General features: G+C 38.9%; 13 protein-coding genes, 3 tRNA genes, 3 pseudogenes and 1 riboswitch. Of the genes and pseudogenes, 4 read left to right on the top strand and 15 right to left on the bottom strand.

The window, feature by feature from the left end:
• A riboswitch (cyclic di-GMP riboswitch) is annotated at window positions 1-88 on the bottom strand.
• Window positions 89-172: 84 nt separating this feature from the next.
• Window positions 173-391: a hypothetical protein gene (locus RCG23_RS12115; RefSeq protein ID WP_308179844.1), complete on the bottom strand. Its 219-nt coding sequence runs from the start codon at window positions 389-391 to the stop codon at window positions 173-175.
• 21 nt (window positions 392-412) lie between these two features.
• Window positions 413-574: a hypothetical protein gene (locus RCG23_RS12110; protein ID WP_308179843.1), complete on the bottom strand. Its 162-nt coding sequence runs from the start codon at window positions 572-574 to the stop codon at window positions 413-415.
• Window positions 575-783: 209 nt separating this feature from the next.
• Here RCG23_RS12110 and RCG23_RS12105 point away from each other — a divergent pair, with 209 nt between their 5' ends.
• On the top strand, window positions 784-1,674 hold the full coding sequence (locus RCG23_RS12105; RefSeq protein WP_308179842.1) for an SDR family oxidoreductase: 891 nt from the start codon (window positions 784-786) through the stop codon (window positions 1,672-1,674).
• A 597-nt stretch (window positions 1,675-2,271) separates the two neighbouring features.
• Here RCG23_RS12105 and RCG23_RS12100 read toward each other — a convergent pair.
• Window positions 2,272-3,141 carry a LysR family transcriptional regulator gene (locus RCG23_RS12100; protein ID WP_308179841.1) on the bottom strand — a complete coding sequence of 290 codons (870 nt, stop codon included), beginning with the start codon at window positions 3,139-3,141 and terminating at the stop codon, window positions 2,272-2,274.
• A 123-nt stretch (window positions 3,142-3,264) separates the two neighbouring features.
• Here RCG23_RS12100 and RCG23_RS12095 point away from each other — a divergent pair, with 123 nt between their 5' ends.
• The 3 genes from RCG23_RS12095 to RCG23_RS12085 are packed head-to-tail and all read left to right on the top strand — an operon-like array spanning window position 3,265 to window position 4,525.
• The gene (locus tag RCG23_RS12095; RefSeq protein ID WP_308179840.1) at window positions 3,265-3,456 is read left to right on the top strand and encodes a benzoate/H(+) symporter BenE family transporter; all 192 of its coding nucleotides are present in this window, start codon (window positions 3,265-3,267) and stop codon (window positions 3,454-3,456) included.
• Window positions 3,420-4,109 (top strand): benzoate/H(+) symporter BenE family transporter, encoded by a 690-nt coding sequence (locus RCG23_RS12090; protein ID WP_308179839.1) that lies wholly within the window; start codon window positions 3,420-3,422, stop codon window positions 4,107-4,109. Before RCG23_RS12095 ends, RCG23_RS12090 begins: the two co-directional genes overlap by 37 nt.
• A complete protein-coding gene (locus RCG23_RS12085; protein ID WP_308179838.1) occupies window positions 4,106-4,525 on the top strand; it encodes a benzoate/H(+) symporter BenE family transporter in 420 nt (139 codons plus the stop codon). The genes RCG23_RS12090 and RCG23_RS12085 overlap by 4 nt, the downstream gene beginning before the upstream one ends.
• A 104-nt stretch (window positions 4,526-4,629) precedes the next feature.
• Here RCG23_RS12085 and rlmH read toward each other — a convergent pair whose 3' ends face one another.
• From rlmH to RCG23_RS12025, 12 genes and pseudogenes are all read right to left on the bottom strand, one after another.
• Window positions 4,630-5,109, bottom strand: a complete 480-nt coding sequence (gene rlmH / locus RCG23_RS12080; protein ID WP_308179837.1) for a 23S rRNA (pseudouridine(1915)-N(3))-methyltransferase RlmH — start codon at window positions 5,107-5,109, stop codon at window positions 4,630-4,632.
• A gap of 101 nt (window positions 5,110-5,210) precedes the next feature.
• A complete protein-coding gene (locus RCG23_RS12075; protein WP_308179836.1) occupies window positions 5,211-5,369 on the bottom strand; it encodes a CxxH/CxxC protein in 159 nt (52 codons plus the stop codon).
• A gap of 144 nt (window positions 5,370-5,513) precedes the next feature.
• Window positions 5,514-6,754 (bottom strand): annotated as a pseudogene (locus RCG23_RS12070) (S1C family serine protease).
• Between the two features lie 223 nt (window positions 6,755-6,977).
• Window positions 6,978-7,771 (bottom strand): annotated as a pseudogene (locus RCG23_RS12065) (MBL fold metallo-hydrolase).
• A 5-nt stretch (window positions 7,772-7,776) separates the two neighbouring features.
• Window positions 7,777-8,571, bottom strand: coding sequence for a two-component system regulatory protein YycI (locus RCG23_RS12060; RefSeq protein WP_308179835.1), 795 nt, complete (start codon window positions 8,569-8,571; stop codon window positions 7,777-7,779).
• The gene (locus RCG23_RS12055) at window positions 8,558-9,880 is read right to left on the bottom strand and encodes a YycH family regulatory protein (protein ID WP_308179834.1); all 1,323 of its coding nucleotides are present in this window, start codon (window positions 9,878-9,880) and stop codon (window positions 8,558-8,560) included. Before RCG23_RS12055 ends, RCG23_RS12060 begins: the two co-directional genes overlap by 14 nt.
• A pseudogene (walK, locus tag RCG23_RS12050) lies at window positions 9,877-11,699 on the bottom strand (cell wall metabolism sensor histidine kinase WalK). The gene RCG23_RS12055 and the pseudogene walK overlap by 4 nt, the downstream one beginning before the upstream one ends.
• A gap of 8 nt (window positions 11,700-11,707) precedes the next feature.
• Complete coding sequence (gene yycF / locus RCG23_RS12045) at window positions 11,708-12,418, bottom strand: response regulator YycF (protein WP_308179833.1); 711 nt, start codon at window positions 12,416-12,418, stop codon at window positions 11,708-11,710.
• A gap of 182 nt (window positions 12,419-12,600) precedes the next feature.
• Window positions 12,601-14,073 carry a peptidoglycan DD-metalloendopeptidase family protein gene (locus RCG23_RS12040; protein WP_308179832.1) on the bottom strand — a complete coding sequence of 491 codons (1,473 nt, stop codon included), beginning with the start codon at window positions 14,071-14,073 and terminating at the stop codon, window positions 12,601-12,603.
• A 564-nt stretch (window positions 14,074-14,637) separates the two neighbouring features.
• A tRNA-Phe gene (locus tag RCG23_RS12035) sits at window positions 14,638-14,710 on the bottom strand.
• A gap of 302 nt (window positions 14,711-15,012) precedes the next feature.
• Window positions 15,013-15,088, bottom strand: a tRNA-Asp gene (locus tag RCG23_RS12030).
• Between the two features lie 256 nt (window positions 15,089-15,344).
• A tRNA-Glu gene (locus RCG23_RS12025) sits at window positions 15,345-15,415 on the bottom strand.
• Window positions 15,416-15,417: the final 2 nt, after the last annotated feature.

Here is a 15,417-nt window from a genome sequence, read left to right as displayed (position 1 = left end):
TTTCGCAACTGGCTGGCGTAGTAGTTCATTACTTTAGCCCCTATAGCTTTGCGTCCTTATCCTTTCAGATAAGTTGCCCTTGATTCTATTTTATTATCTACCAATATTATACAAGCTCTTAATATCTATTTCCATGTCTTCTTTTGTAATATTTTGTATTTTCGTGTTTTTTCTAAAAGAAATATTCTAGGTGAAAATGCTCTTTTATGGCTTTCTGAAAATTTTCAATTGTGAGCGGTCCGTTAAAAACACCAAGAATATCAGATAAAAAGACTTCATTTCCAAATGTTTCTTCGTAAAATGACTTTCTTCCTAAATCTAATAGAGCTTGATCAATTTTTACTGCACCATTCTTAGGAGATAATAACACTCTTCCTTTTGCTGTTTGCATTAAATCATGGGCATGTAAATGTTAGAAGGTTCTTCCCCAAAGGTCAAAGGCAGGTTTATCTTCATCCTTCTGCCATGTCACCTTTTCTGGTTTTACAATTTGGTCTTTAGAAGGAATAAAAGCATAAACCGGTTTATTTAAAGTAAAAAGAACGCTAGAATTGTACTCAAACAAAACATCCACTTTCTTGTTTTCACCCCAACTGCCTTCTCTATGGAAATTAATTGCTGAAAGCCACCTTTAATTTCTACCTATTCAAAAAAAATATACCATATCGAATCACTCTTTCTTCTTTTCAACGGAATATTGAATCAAAGAATCAAAAACAAGGCATTCACCTATAATCTTTTTAAGAATATGCTAAATAACACCTAACCGAAGGAGGTTTATTTATGTATCATCATTTTGGGTATGTACAAAAGTGCGAAACAGTTCCTATCACATTTCCACCGCAATACCAGCCCCAGCATCCAGGTATTGAATCTTTTATGATTCCAAGACCTATCTCCGAAAATCCTAATTATATTGGAAGCAATAAACTATTGAACAAAACCGCCATCATTACTGGGGGAGACAGCGGGATCGGCCGGGCTGTCGCTATTGCTTTTGCAAAAGAAGGCGCAGATGTTGTTATTGTTTATTTAAATGAGCATGGGGATGCATTTGAAACAAAAGATAGAGTGATACAGTTGGGAAGACAATGCCTGACGATCGCAGGAGATATTGGGGATGAGAATTTTTGTCATTATGTCGTTCAGAAGACAATTGAAGCTTTTGGCCATCTGGAGATCCTCGTCAATAATGCAGGAGAAGTACATCCACAAGCAAGTATCAGCGACATATCAGTAATGCAGCTTAAACGTACTTTTCAAACAAACATTTTTTCGTTTTTTTATCTTACACAAGCAGCCATTCCCTATTTAAAAAAAGGAAGCTCTATTATCAATACAACTTCAATCGCTGCATACAGCGGACTTGAATACGCGATCGATTATGCCGCTTCCAAGGGAGCAATCGTTTCATTTACCCGCTCATTAGCATTATCCGCCATTAATCAAGGAATCCGGGTCAATGGCGTTGCTCCGGGACCTGTATGGACCCCTCTTATTCCTTCAAGCGGTCCACCGGAAACTTATGCAACATTTGGAAGTGACACTCCAATGAAACGTGCTGCCCACCCTTTTGAACTGGCACCTGCATATGTTTATTTGGCTTCGGACGACTCCTCATATGTAACAGGACAAATTCTTCATGTAAACGGTGGAATGATTATAAATGGATAAGAGTGAAACTTCGATTCAAACGATAGTGTCCCTTTTCCCTTGATTATTTAAAGATGTTAAACGGATTTGGTTCTTCCGTGCAGTTACCTCCTTTTGTAAAGATAGAAACGGGTCTCTACACCCCAAAAAGCGGCAATGTATAAACTTATGCCAAATTATTATTTATTCACTACTTTGTGTTGCCTCTTGAGTCGTCTATCGATTTTCACCAGCTTTTTGTACATATTTTAATCAATAGAAATGTACTATTATTTTTTAAAGATTAAGGATTATTTACAATAGGATATACATTTGACAATCAAATTTTTCAAGGTGATGATAAGTAGTTTCTTTTAATTGAGGTGTGAGAAACATTTCACGTGTGCAGAATAAAAACAAACTAATAAATTACTATCAACTCGAATCTAACCCGAAAAACCTCATTTATTTATGGTACGGTTCTCCGTAACGAATCTAAATGAGGTTATAAAACCATAAATATATTTTATTTTCCATTTAAAGATCTACTTTAACACAGTCAAAACTAATACCTGTTTCATTTTATTTGCCATTTTTCAACATTGAGGTCTTTTACTTTTGAGTAAATAATTTTGGTGTCTAAAAAAGTTTTAAAAATTCTTTTGCTGTTTTTGATAAGTAACTATTCTTCCTCCAAATTACTTTGGGTTCAGATATTAAGGTCTGATCCTTTAGCTGAATGACTCTCAATCCTCCCAATGAATGGAGGGATAATAACGAGAGCGGTAAGATCGTTGCACCAAACCCCGATGAAACGAGACCAAGTAACATAATTAAATCCTGACATTCGCACAGTATATTTGGTTCTAAATCTAACCGTTGAAATTCATTGACAATTTGTCCATACGCACCTAAACCATAGTTTGGTCGCAGAAGAATCAATGGCAAATTGATGATTTCCTCTAACCTGCATTGTTCTGATCCACTCCACGTCCATTTTTCAGGCAAAACAAGCACATATGGGTCACTTTCCAATGTCATTTGAGAGATACTTTTTTCTGTTATTGGACTATTTGTTATCGCAATCTCAATCTGACGTTTAGATAACATTTTTATGAGATGAATCGTTTCACCTTCCCATACTTTGAAAGTAAGACCAGGATTTTTCTCACGAATATCTATCACCTTAGAAAGAATTAAAGATGCACAATAAAGATTGGATCCAACAGATAAAATCCCACTGGCGTCCTTCCTCAATTCTTGAACTTCAACTATTGTTTCATCAAGTTTATTTAAAAGTTCTTTTGCTCGAAGAAGTAATCTTTCCCCCTCCAAGGTTAAATTAAGACTTTTGTTATCTCGATCAAATAAAATGACGCCTAGCTCTTCTTCCATTTGTTTGAGTTGTCTGCTCAAAGGGGGTTGAGCAATATTTAATTTCTTTGCAGCGGTCGTGATCTTACCTTCTTCTGCTATAGTGACAAAGTATTTTAACTGTCGAATATCCAAGATTAAACCTCCATCATACCTAAAAGATATAGTAAAAATATAAAACAGATATTTTAAGTATTGATAAATTAAGTATAGACTAAGATGTAGTGTAATTCACAAGTTGTAAGGAGAGTGGCTTTGTTGTTCAAAAAAAATACCATACAATTTCCAAAGCTTTTATCGGTTGGGAATATATCAAATGGATTTGTGGCCTGGCTTTTTGGTTCAGCAGGACCATTATTAATTGTTTTACAAGCTGCTGCAAAAGGTCATTTGTCTGGTAGCATAACCAGCTCATGGATTTTCGCCATTTATGGAATGGGGGACTCCTAACGCTCATCGTCTCCTTATATTATGGGCAACCCATTGGCTATGCCTTTTCAATACCTGGAGCCATTCTTGTCGGCTCAAGCTTAACCCATTATTCTTTCAACCAAGTGGTTGGTGCCTATATTATAACCGGGATCCTTATTTTTCTTTTAGGATCATCTGGCCTTGTTACAAAATTGATGAAGGTTTTGCCTATGCCAGTTATGATGGGGATGGTGTCAGGCGTCTTACTCCCTTTCGGAACTGAAATGATCAGCTCGGTTGTAAAGAATCCTTTACTCAACGGAATCCCGTTACTTGTCTTTCTTGCTCTTTCTTTTTTCTTACGATTTTCAAAAAAGTTTCCTCCTATATTAGGGGCGATCATTGCAGCAATTCTTTGTCTTAAATTTTTGCCGAACGTTTCTGTACAGCCTCTCCATATAACAATGGGCATTCCCCATTTTATCATCCCATCATTTAGTTTTTCCGTTGTAGGGGAACTTGTCATTCCATTACTCTTAACGGTTATTGCCATTCAAAATGCCCAAGGGATTGCTATGTTAGAGACCCATGGCTATCGTCCACCGATCAATGCCATGACCAATTGGAGCGGAATCGGTACCATTATAAATGCTTTTTTTGGGGCCACCCAGCCTGTATTGCAGGTCCCATGACGGGCTTACTTGCTAATAAAGAATCAGGCAAACTTGAACATAGGTATGTCGCTGCTATTGTATTAGGAGTATTATCCTGTCTATTAGCTCTATTCTCTCCAATAGCTTCGCAAATTCCACATGTCATTCCTGCCTCATTAATTCAATTACTAGGTGGCGTCGCCATGATTAGTGTACTGGTTGACTCTTTGAAAATGAGTTTCTCTGGTTCATTCAAATCAGGCGCCCTCTTTTCATTTATAATCACAATCTCTGGGATCTCTATTCTCCATATTGGAGCTCCATTCTGGGGTCTAGTTGGGGGTACCTTGGCCACCGTATTCTTGGATAAACAAGATTTTTATAAATCCGAATCAAGTGACCAAAACAATGAAACTAACTTGAGTGAAGCTCTTTACAAGGAAAAAATTTCCTAACACCGTTTCTTTAGACCTCGGATACATCTCATGACACAATAAAAGACACCTAGACATAGTGCAGTCTAGGTGTCATTTATTTTTTTGTATAGAATAAAAACCCTTTACTTATGGTACGGTTCTCCCCGATTGATCCTAAAAGCCCTATAGATTTGTTCCACTAAAATGAGCTTCATCAATTGATGTGGGAAGGTCATTTTTGAAAATGACAGCTTCTCATTAGCCCTGTTTAAAACTTCATCGCTTAGACCAAGTGAACCGCCTATGACAAATGCGATTTTGCTTTTTCCATATGTAGCGAGCTTATCGAGTGTATCCGCAAGTTCCTCAGAAGATTGCATCTTTCCATTGATGGCGAGTGCGATTACATGAGCGTCACTTGCTATCTTAGATAGTATTCGCTCCCCCTCTTTTTGCTTTACCTGCTGCATTTCGATTTCGCTTAATTCCTCGGGAGCTTTTTCATCTGCTACCTCAATGACCTCTACCTTAGCATAAGCAGTCAGCCTTTTTAGGTACTCTTCAATCCCCATCTTCAAATATTTCTCTTTTAACTTTCCAACCGTAACGATCGAGATATTCACAATCCACAGCCCTTTACAAAAAGATTACAAACAGTTTACAAACAAGATATCCACAAATCTTATCCACATATCCACATTTTTTATCCACATCTTGTATGGGATCATTCGTTCGCTACTATATATATAGCCACATTTCGACAATATTCACAGCTTGTTGATAAGTTATCCACATCTATTTTAGTCATTACCGGGAATGTTTCATACTCATCCACAATCGTATCCAATGCTAGTTCAATATGTTCTTTACAGCAATAAATCACTTTTTATCCATCTCCTGCTTATTCTTTTTTTATTATTTTCTATTGTACACTATTCTGCTTAAGCCATGCCTTTAACTTATCCACAGAAATGATTTTTCGACAAAAAAGAAGGGGTGCCCATGGCTCCCTTCTCATAAATTCTCTTTATAAACTTTCCCCGCTCAGCTTCAGTGTTGTTTCTTGAATTTTTCCTTCGCGGTAAAACTTAATTTTCATTTTATCGCCGATCTTTTTGTCGTTATATAGATGTTTCCTTAATTCAAGAACGTCATTCACTTTTTTGCCGTCAAGCTCGACAATCACATCGAGTTCTTTTAAGCCTGCCTTGGCTGCAGGAGAACCTGGAACTACCTGACGAAGTGCTACTCCATAATTAACGTCTTTCGGCAGCTTTAACGCTTCTTCTTGATAATAGGCAGGTATCTCAGCCACTGATTTTAAATCAACCCCCATATATGGGCGCTTTACATTGCCGAATTTTTCAAGGTCCTCGATAATTGGCTTAGCAGAATTGATTGGAATGGACAAGCCTATGCCCTCAACTGCCTGCTGTGCAATTTTCATGGAGTTAATTCCAATAACCTGTCCCGCAACATTTACTAAAGCCCCTCCGCTATTCCCAGGGTTAATTGCGGCATCTGTTTGGATAACCTCTGACTGCCAATCCACTACCCCATCCTGGTTTATATCTACTGGAATAGTTCTTTGCAAACCGGAAACGATTCCTTTTGTTACAGAGCCAGAGAATGTTGGCGTAGTGGATTACCAATAGCAATTACTGGTTCTCCTGGCTTTAACTGATCAGAGTTGCCAAATTCAGCAACTTTTTTAACCTTACTGGCATCTATTTCAAGTACGGCTAAATCAGTAAGCATATCACTTCCAAGTAATTTTGCCTTAATTTTCGTTCCATCTGATAGGCTGACTTCTAATCTTGTAGCCCCTTCAACAACATGATGGTTTGTTACTACATATGCTCTATTTCCCGCCCTTTTATAAATGACCCCCGAACCTGTGCCTGCTTCTTGTTCGTTGCTTCCGTCCTCCCAGAAACCTGAATTTGAGTTGGAAGCCTGGATATTCGTAATACCAACAACAGCCTCTCCGACTCTATCAACAGCTTTCGTCGTATCGTTTTCGACATCTAAGGAAACCTGCTTTTGGGTAAACTGATTATTTTGCTGGGTAACGGTCTGATTACCTTCTTCCTGCCCCGCAGTGTCAATTTTATAAGGCAGAATGCCGTAATTTGATAATGTTGGGATAGCGAGGACAACTAACAGGGCTCCTATAATAGCCCCTACTAAGCTTGAAAAGAAAAATCCCCGGCTCTTCCGCTTTGGCTCTTTATAACGGCTTTCGTCATGCTGATCGTAATAACCCATTTTACACCATCCCTCTCTCTTAATAGCATTAGATAAATTTAGTCTGGCTTTATAGTAATCATTATACTCTTTTGCTTGCAAATTTCGTAAAAATGCCCATTTCTTATGAAAATCTTCCATGTTTGTTCATAATTTAGTCTTATTTTTCCTTTAAAACCCAAAAAGGAATGAAAACCGCCCTTTTATAGCAGTTTTCATTCCTTTAATATACATCTTCTTCATCTTAAACGGCTGTTAAATTGGTAGGCGTTTTTGAATCCGTATCATAAAGATCAAATTGTTCGCCAACAATCATACCGCGGCTTTCAAGTGTCTGGGCTACCGACATTCTAGCCAGTTCTTTCATATTATTATCAAGGCTTAAATGAGCCAGATATACCTTTTTCGTATTGTCTCCGACAACCTCACTCATTGCCAGGGCAGCATCCTCATTCGAAACATGTCCGACATCACTCAGGATCCTTCTTTTAATATTCCACGGATAGCGGCCCATACGCAGCATCTGCACATCATGATTGCTTTCGAATACATATGAATCAGCATTTGAAATAATCCCTTTCATTCGATCGCTAACATAGCCTGTATCTGTAATAAGGACTAATTTCTTTCCGCTGTTATGAAAGACATAAAACATCGGCTCAGCCGCATCATGTGAAACACCGAAGGATTCTATATCTGTGGAACCGAAGCTCTTGACCGTTTCCATGTTGAATACAAACTTCTGGTCGACAGCTACTTCCCCAATGAGGCCATCCATTGCCTGCCATGTTTTTTCATTTGCGTACACCGGGAGTTTGTATTTTCTTGCCACAACGCCTATTCCTTTTATATGGTCACTATGTTCGTGTGTGACAAAAATGCCTGACAGCTTGCTCATATCGCGGCCAATTTTTTGAAAAGGCCTTCCATTTGCTTTCCGCTTAAACCGGCATCGACTAAAAAGGAATGGCTGTCCGATTCTATATAAACCGCATTTCCTGTACTCCCGCTGGCAAGGACACTAAAATGCAAAGACATAGTATTCACTCCGTTACATTTTTTTCTTCGTTGTTAAATTGAATGATTTGTCCTTCAAAACCATTTACAAAAAAGTCTTCTTTATCATCGACAACGAAATGCCATGTCGGTGCCAAAACCTGTGAGGCTGTGAGCTGAATAAGGGTGAAATACCCTAGTTCAACCTTCGTTACCTTGCTTTTAGACTTCAGTTGTCCTTTTTGATGAAGCGTTTCAATTGCTTTTAATGGCGGAAGAATTTCTTCCTTTTGGGACATCTTTTCAATCTTTTCAAGATAAGTTTGCTCGTAAGAAATGATTTGATTTTTTGCATTTATATTAAACGTTATCATTCCACTGACATTTTGATAAAATGGCTTATTTTCAAACTGCTGAAAATACGTAATCGTCTTCTTTTTATCGTCTTTTGCCCAAAACTGATAATGATCTCCAAAAAGAACATCATTTTTTAAAAAGGAGGAAATTTCAGCTGGCTCAAGCTTAGAGGTCAGCTGAACCGGTTTTTCCAAAACGGAACTCAGGATTGTTCCGTTATTTATACTAATCGACTGCCCTTTAAGCTCTTCAGCGTCCTCATTTTTGAAGATTTTTGGCTTCGCACTCACATACTGTCCTTTTAGCGGCGTTTTTGGAAGAGCGACATACTTAATTTCATCTGCCTTTAAGTTATCCTCAAAAGAAGCTTCTGTAATAAACTCATATTTGTTTGTATCCCTTATAGTAATAAATTGATAGAGAAGGTAAATATCCAGAATTAAAAAGGTTAAAATAAAGATGGTCTTAATCTTACTCCAATCCACGCTTCAAGCCTCCCAGGTCTTCCATTGTAATTTCTCCCCAGGTTTTATTATAACGATAATACCAGGTCGGTTCTAAGAGGATGAGCCTACTTTCATCTTCGTCTCTTTTCATCTTGTACCCTAGAACCATATCTCCCAGCAGGCTTGGCTTGAAATTTTTTCGCTTTTGTAAAAAGGATAAAACGTCATGGCCTGAAGCACGGGTAACCATTACTGTTTCCGAAACGATTGGGAGCTCGAGGGCAATATTGGGCCTTACATACTTATTTATTTCGTTTCGTCCCCATACTTCTGTTATTTCTGACATCCCCCGCTCATTAAAGACAGGATAGCCCTCACTGCTGTATAGCCTGAATGTTACTTTCTGGTTCATTTCATCCATCGAAACATAACGATATAGATCAGTCCAGCCGCCATGTTCGTTTACAAAATCTATACTTCGTTTCATCAATTCATATGAATTTCCCATATATTCGTTGTCCTCGGTTGGATTGACATACAGGAGCATATTATTGTTATAATCTATATTCATTTTGCTCGAGCCATCGGTGTATTCCTCGCCATCATTCAGGATGTTTTTCCTGACAATACTAGGATCACTGAAAAGCGCCTCTTTAAATTTTTCTGAGTTAAGAGTGACAGGCAGATATTTATATGCCATCATTTGCGTTTCCTTTTCAGGCAGAAAAATTGTCCGCTTTTCCGTTACGTTATAGGCAAAATAGCTTGGATAGTTTAATGCATTTTTATAAAAGTTCCGGTTTAAGTCATTAAAATAGGAAGGAGCAACATGGCTGCTATATACCTGTTGTGTTTCCGAAGAGACAAAATAGACAGTTCCATTCGCTTTATCCGGATTCTCCATGTTAATAATAATCCTGTCAAAATTAAAGGCTGGAAGCCTTTTCTGTTCAAAAGTAAGGATATTTCGGTATATCTCGATGGGAACTCTGCCGGGAAAAATGATTTCCATCGTTCCGCTCCGCTGTGTAAAACCTTTGATGTTCCCGGCTTTGTCCGTATAGTTCTTCACATCTGTAAACTCCCAGCGGCTCATTTCCCTTAAAAGCCTGTCCATTTCGCTGCTGTTTTCAGAACCGTAGTGTTTCCCTTTAACATGGAAGAGAATTCGATCTGGCTTTACAATCTTTTTCAATTCTTTTTGTTCACTTAATGAAACTTCTGCGACATATTTACTGTTTTGCATCGTTTCGAAATTCGGCTGGTATGTCCAAAGATTCCAGGTCAAAATAATGCTGAACAATACTAAAAAAATCAAAATGGCGGATTTTATTTTTTCATATTTCATTCCCATTCATCCTCTTCAGATCGTTCATATGGAAGGGTAAAGGCAATCTCCGTTCCTTTTCCTTCTTGACTGCTCGCCATATTCTACCGCCGTGTGCATGAACCATTTCCTTAGCAATGGCAAGCGCCAAGCCTGTGCCGCCAAGCTTTCGGGTCCTTGCCTTGTCAACCCGGTAGAAGCGTTCAAATATTTTGCTAAGATTTTCCTTTGGAATCCCCATTCCCTGGTCTTTGATGCTTACATAAATCTTATCTGCCTGTTCTTTTACAGAGAAGGTGATTTGCCCGCCCTCAGGAGAGTATTTCAATGCGTTTGAAATAATATTATAAAGCACCTGGGTAATTTTATCTTCATCAATTTCGACGAACATGGTAGTATCAGGAAGCATTCTATTAAAGGTGATGCCTGGCTCCTTTGTTAATTCAAAGCGGTCAATAATCCTGTCAAAAAACTCTACAAAATCGACCCATTCCTTTGTCAGGTGATAATCCCTGCTGTCCATCTTTGACAGCTGAAGAAGATCATTTACGAGCCTTATCATCCGCTCTGTTTCATTTTGAGTTACTTCAAGGAAATTAGGCGCAATTTCCTCATCCTTCCATGCTCCCTCTGCGAGGGCTTCAAGATAACTTCTCATCGTCGTGAGCGGAGTACGAAGTTCGTGGGAAACGTTAGCAACAAATTCCCTTCTCTCCTCCTCAATTTTTTCCTGGTCAGTAATATCATGAAGGACCGTAATCAAACCATTCACAAACCCGGTTTCCTTCTGAATAACTGAAAGGTTTGCCCTAAGGATATATGGCTTATTTTTCGTGCTGTAATCCAGAATCACGGAATCCTGTATTTCGAGCAAATCCTCGAAGGTATGAGTGTCATTCAAATCCAGCAATGACACAATCGGCTGGGATAGGACTGTTTCACGTGAAACGCCCAGCATTTCGGCTGCTGGCTCGTTTATTAAAATAACCCGTCCTTTTCGGTCGGTGGCAATCACTCCATCGGTCATATAAGAAAGGACGGAAGACAGCTTCCTTCTCTCCCCTTCGGTTGTTGCCTGCGCTTCCTGGAGCTTCTTTGTCAGGTTATTGAAAGTCATGGCCAGTGTTCCGATTTCATCATTCCCATATACTTTAACTTTCCGGGAAAAGTTTCCCTTCGCCATCGCCAGAGCCTGCTTCTTCATATCAGAAATCGGCTTGGTAATAGTCTGGGCGAGCAAAATTCCCAGCACAGCCGTTATAGACAAAGCAATAGCTGTTCCGGTCGTAAAAATGCCATTGATGGTTTTCATTTGTTCAAAGACATTTTCTATTTTGGCTACAAGGTATATGGCCCGAGCACTTTATGGCCGACTTAATCGGTGAAGATAATACCCAGACCCGGCGTCCAGTCTGCGGATCAATTAGAATGCTGCTCTGCTCTTCCTCCAAAACAAGCGAACGCTTGACCCTCAGTTCGGTCGTCCTCTGGCCACGTAACTCTGCTTATCCGGATCGGACGTGCCCAGGATCTTCAGTGTCTGCCCATCAATGACTCGCACCTCATAAATATCTACTTTAGCAAAATCGCGGAGGATCTTTTTAACATCATCCTCAAGCGGGGGATCGCCCTTATCACGCTGCTTTTCCATTTCCTGAACAACATTATAGGCAAGTAAATTTACCCTTTCCTTTATGGAGGTCTGGAAATTTGTTCGTAATGTTTCTTCGAGCTGCCTTACAAAATAAACACCAATTATTTGCATGGCAATTAGAATAAGCAGAACGTAAATAATAACAAATTTCAGATGTATCGATCTAAAAAAACCTACTTTTCTCATTCAATCCATTACTCCTGTTCTGGATTGCGGAGGTAATAGCCGACTCCCCTGCGGGTCACAATCCAGGTAGGATGGCTTGGACTGTCTTCGATTTTTTCGCGCAATCTTCTAACTGTAACATCAACTGTTCGGACATCGCCATAGTAATCATAGCCCCAGACAGTTTGCAGCAAATGCTCTCTCGTCATAACCTGGCCAATGTGCTTGGCAAGATAATGCAGTAATTCAAATTCACGGTGAGTCAATTCAATGGTTTCGCCCCGTTTGGAGACAACATAGGCATCAGGATGGATAGTAAGCGAACCAATTTCAATTTCGTTCGATTCCTCTTCCTGTCCTACCTGTGAACCAGCCTGCTGATGGCGGCGAAGATTCGCCTTAACCCTGGCAATTAATTCTCTTGTGCTGAAGGGTTTTGTCACGTAATCATCGGCACCCAGCTCCAGGCCAAGCACTTTATCGATTTCCGAATCCTTTGCAGTAAGCATAATAATCGGCATTTCATATTTTTTTCGAACTTCCCTGCACACTTCCATTCCATCTCTTTGAGGAAGCATTATATCTAGAAGGATTAAGTCCGGCTGAATCTCTTCCACCATGCTGATTGCTGAATTTCCATCATAGGCACAATATACATCGTAACCTTCTTTTTTTAAGTTAAATTGGAGTATATCCGCAATCGGTTTTTCATCATCTACTACAAGAATCTTTTTTTCCATGCCCTTACTCCTTCACAATAAATTATCTATCTTTTTTTAAAAAAATTTCTAGTCACATGTCCACTACTTTACTTTAACATTTTATAGGTCCGAATTCACCTTTTAGCAACAATTGTCAAGGTTTTAAGCAACATGGTCATAATAAAAAGCCCCCGGATTGCCAGGGGCTTATTAGAATTAATTTATCTTCCGATATAACTTAGTGGATTTTTCAGGCTTCCATTCTTGTAGACTTCAAAATGCAAGTGGACCCCTGTAGAATCGCCTGTTGATCCCATTACACCAATTGCCGATCCTTTTCCTACTGTTTCACCAGGGCTTACACGAATGGATGAAAGGTGTCCATAAACGGTTTGAAAGCCATTTTGATGGTCAATAACAATTTTATTGCCGTATCCTCCATCCCAACCTGCTGATACAACAATGCCGTTGTCGGCCGCTTTAATTGTATAACTGCTTGGGCGGGCAATATCGATACCCTTATGCAATTTTCCGTCACGGTATCCCATTTGGCTGGAGATATACCCGCCAACTGCAGGCCATGAAAAGCTGCCCTCTCCCCTAGAAGGAATAACCTTGGTTCCCTTGATCACGATATGCTTCACAGGCTGAACAAGAACCTCTTGTTTAGTTAAAATCTTTTTAATCGCTTTTCCATTCTGCTCAGAAACGGTATATGTCGCCAAACGATTACCATTTTCCCCTGCCTGTTTCACTTTCTTTTCACCCTTTGGAAGAGAGGAATCATTAATGTATTCGTTTTTAAATGGAATGATTTCTTTTTGGCTTACTTCCTTATCTACGATAACTTCAAGGAGCGGAACAGTAACGGTTATATTCACTTCTTGTTCAGGCTTCAGTACAGAATCTTCATTTAAACCAGGGTTGATAGCCAGCATATCAGCAAGTGATAATTGGTGGTCATTTGCAATCGATCCCAGGACGTCGCCGTCTTTTACTTTATATTTACGATCCTCTAATGTTCCTTTTTGTAAAAATGTTAACGCCTGCTCAGCTGTTAAAACTTTGCCAGGTGCAATTCTCACATCTTCAACAGAAGCATTTTTTGAAAGACGAACATCCAGTATACGAGATTCATTTTCCTTTAATGGTGGTAACGCATTTTGTGAAACGGACTTTTGGGTTTCAATTTCATTTAATTGGGCTTCTGTTACATATTTCATTTTTAGTTTCTTAAGGACATCATCAGCAGTTTGTTTATCTGCAAGGTAAACAACGGGCTTTCCGTCTAGAACAATTGCGGATGCATCTGCCTGGGGCTGAAGCTCTTTTTCAAGATTTTCAACCGCCTCACTATTATTGGCTGTTGAACGAAAGACCTGTTCCGGTATGTATTTCACTTGGGAACCAAGAGCGATATCAATATCTTTATAGGATGAAGCCAATTTTTCCTGTTTTTCGGCAATTATTTGTTTTACGATCTCTTTATTTGTAACAGTACCAATATATGTATCGTTTAAATAAACGTAATAGACAGTAGTCAATTTCATGCTATCTGCAGAAACAGTATTATACGCACCTAATGTTAAAGCTGCTGTCAGCACCGCTGCAGTGGCTTTTTTATGGCTAAGGCCGCTTTTTAGCGATTTTGCTCTGATTGCTAAGTCAGACAGCTTCTTTTTAAGATTTAACATTGTTAATCCTCCTAAACAAACAAAAACAAATAAATCTATAAATCTAGTTCTATTTATCTATTTTAGACAAATTCCACGGTTTAACTTTACCATAAAATTAACAGAAAATATTACAAGTCTTAATAATGTAACAAAATTGTATAATTACTGGGATTATCATACTTTTTATGGAAATCTTCTGGCATAAAACAATATTAAAAAACAAATTTTCCGAAAAAATAATAGTAAGAAATCCCTATTATAGCAAGGTTTTTTCTAGTTAGAGAGAATTAGACTGTATTTTTTTTATATAGGACAAACATAATAGAATAATTGTAAAAAAATTACTCATATGTTACAAAAGTGTTACAACATAGATTTTTAAATAAAGGCTGTTTTCGTATATGTTGTTGCTATTTAAGGAGTAGTTGATTTCCACTCCAGGATGCTCGCTTTCCGCTCCAATCAACTTCTTTTTCAACGATTTGCTTTTAAAAACCTATTTGCAAAACAACAATCTTTTAGAAAACAGCCTGAATAAAAATAAAAAGGAGCTGCATATGAAATGCAGACTCCTTTTTGGGATGGCTCGGGACGGAATCGAACCGCCGACACAAGGATTTTCAGTCCTTTGCTCTACCGACTGAGCTACCGAGCCAGATATAATATTGTTACCTACAACTAATGTTATGCAGTCCTTTGCTCAAAAGATCTTACGAACTTTCTCGCAGATTGCCGCGGAAGTTATTCAGTGATGTGAGCAATCTGCTCTACCGACTGAGCTACCGAGCCAGATATAATATTGTTTCAACACAATTTAGATGTTACTCTACCGACTTTGCTCCAAGCATCTCTGTTCCAGACATGCTTTCCGCAGACCCTACATTGAAGTAATTCAAGATGTTTACGGGCCAGCTACCGAGCCAGATATGTATTTAAAAGCCAAAAAAAAAAAATAAATGGCGGTCCCGACCGGGATCGAACCGGCGATCTCCTGCGTGACAGGCAGGCATGTTAACCGCTACACCACGGGACCATGTTATAAAATTTAGGTAAATCAATGCTCCAAGCTTACGACCCTGTCTCTTCCTCTTCTAGTTTATTCAAGGAAGCTGATGCGTCGAGACAACTCGCAGACTATTCATCGAAGTTTTGCTCGTCGCTACACCACGGGACCATGTTATAAAATTTAGGTAAATCAATGCTCCAAGCTTACGACCCTGTCTCTTCCTCTTCTATTATACTAAAAGAATTTTGTTATGTCGAGACAAGCTGTTGATAAACTTTTAAAGTGACCCCTACGGGATTCGAACCCGTGTTACCGCCGTGAAAGGGCGGTGTCTTAACCGCTTGACCAAGGGCCAT

The sequence above is a fragment of the Neobacillus sp. PS3-34 genome, assembly GCF_030915465.1.
Lineage (GTDB): Bacteria > Bacillota > Bacilli > Bacillales > Cytobacillaceae > Neobacillus_A.
The sequence above is the reverse complement of the archived record's forward strand: the minus strand, read 5'-3'. Positions and strand labels throughout refer to the sequence as shown.